The 1,413-nt window shown below is 66.2% G+C and carries 3 tRNA genes and 1 pseudogene; all 4 read right to left on the bottom strand.

What is annotated here, in order from left to right:
• Window positions 1-816: 816 nt before the first annotated feature.
• Window positions 817-888: transfer RNA gene (locus HUX53_RS38220), tRNA-Val, on the bottom strand.
• A 14-nt stretch (window positions 889-902) separates the two neighbouring features.
• Window positions 903-973 (bottom strand) — tRNA-Cys (locus HUX53_RS38215).
• 27 nt (window positions 974-1,000) lie between these two features.
• Window positions 1,001-1,073: transfer RNA gene (locus tag HUX53_RS38210), tRNA-Gly, on the bottom strand.
• A 42-nt stretch (window positions 1,074-1,115) separates the two neighbouring features.
• A pseudogene (locus HUX53_RS40455) lies at window positions 1,116-1,413 on the bottom strand (CHAP domain-containing protein); the annotation flags it as partial.

Raw genomic sequence — 1,413 nt, 5'->3', positions numbered from 1 at the left:
GCGGCGGCAGGTGTGTAGAAGGGCCAGCCCACCAGCACGCGCGACCCCGCCCCACCAACCAACGGGAGAAAACACAGCACCATTCCCAATAGCGTCGCGCGCAAGCTCCAGGCCCCCGAACCGATTCTCACCACGGCCAATTCACGCAGGCGAGAGAGTCAAGTACACCCACCACGAATGCAGATGTGGGACGAGTATGCGTATCGATCGTCGAAGAGGCCCACTGCCGACCAGTTCGCCCGCTCTGCGGCAGCTGTTCGGCGAACTCAGCCAAAAGGCGGCGTGAAGCAGGGCCCCTACCACTGACCGGTTCGTGGGCTGAGCCAAAGGCGGCGCGAGGCCAGAGGCATTTATCACTGACCGGTGTTCGCACTTCGCGCCAGGTGACCGATGAGCCGTGCCACCGAGGGCGAGGGGCGGAGCCCCCTTACACAGCGCCTCACGCACTCCGCGGCAGGTGATCGGCGAACTCAGCCAAAAGCGGCGCGAGGCAGAGGCCCTCATCACCGACCGTGTTCGTACTCTGCGACAGGCGATCGGTGAGTTGAACTACCGGGGGCGAGGGGCGGAGCCCCTAACACAGCGGTTCGCCCGCTCTGCAGCAGCTGATCGGCGAACTGAGCCACCAGGGGCCAGGGACGGAGGCCTACTACCCAGCGCCTCACGCACTCTGCGGCAGGTGATCGATGAGCCGAGCCACCAGGGGGCGTGGGGGCGGAGCCCCCACATCGGGGGTCCGGGGGTCGCCCCCCGGGAAAGACAATGCGGCCCCCGGCGAAGCTGCCCGAAGGGCAGCGAGCAGGGGAAGCCGGCTCGTGGGCGATACTGGGATTGAACCAGTGGCCTCTACCGTGTCAAGGTAGCGCTCTCCCACTGAGCTAATCGCCCTTGTGCGTGCTGCGAGGTGGAGACGGGATTTGAACCCGTGTACACGGCTTTGCAGGCCGTTGCCTCGCCTCTCGGCCACTCCACCAGAGCGAGGCCTGATGGGGCCTCTCAGAGCGGACGACGGGATTCGAACCCGCGACCCTCACCTTGGCAAGGTGATGCTCTACCAACTGAGCCACGTCCGCGTGCCGGTCCGGAGGTCGCCCTCCGGGCTCGCATGGACAACTCTAGCGGAATCCTGGAGTGCTTGCGTACAGGGCCGGGGTGTCTTCGGTGAGGTCGGCGTGGAGGGTGTTCCAGAAGTCGAGTTCCTTGTCCTCTTCGAGGTGGGCGATGCGGCCCCAGAACTCGCGGTCCTCGGCTTCGTGGGCGGCGGCGAGGGAGAGGGCGGGCATGAGGGTGGTGCCGGCGTCGGCCGCGTCGAGGTCGGCGGGGGTGACGCCGGCGGGGAGCTGTCTCTTAGTAACGTCTGCAGCCGCCGACGCACGAGATAGGAGAGATATCGGAAGAGGAATAAGTGACGAA

Source organism: Actinomadura sp. BRA 177 (genome assembly GCF_013372625.1).
Classification (GTDB): Bacteria; Actinomycetota; Actinomycetes; order Streptosporangiales; family Streptosporangiaceae; genus Spirillospora.
Note: the sequence above shows the minus strand (reverse complement) of the source record. Positions and strands in the feature narration are given on the sequence as shown.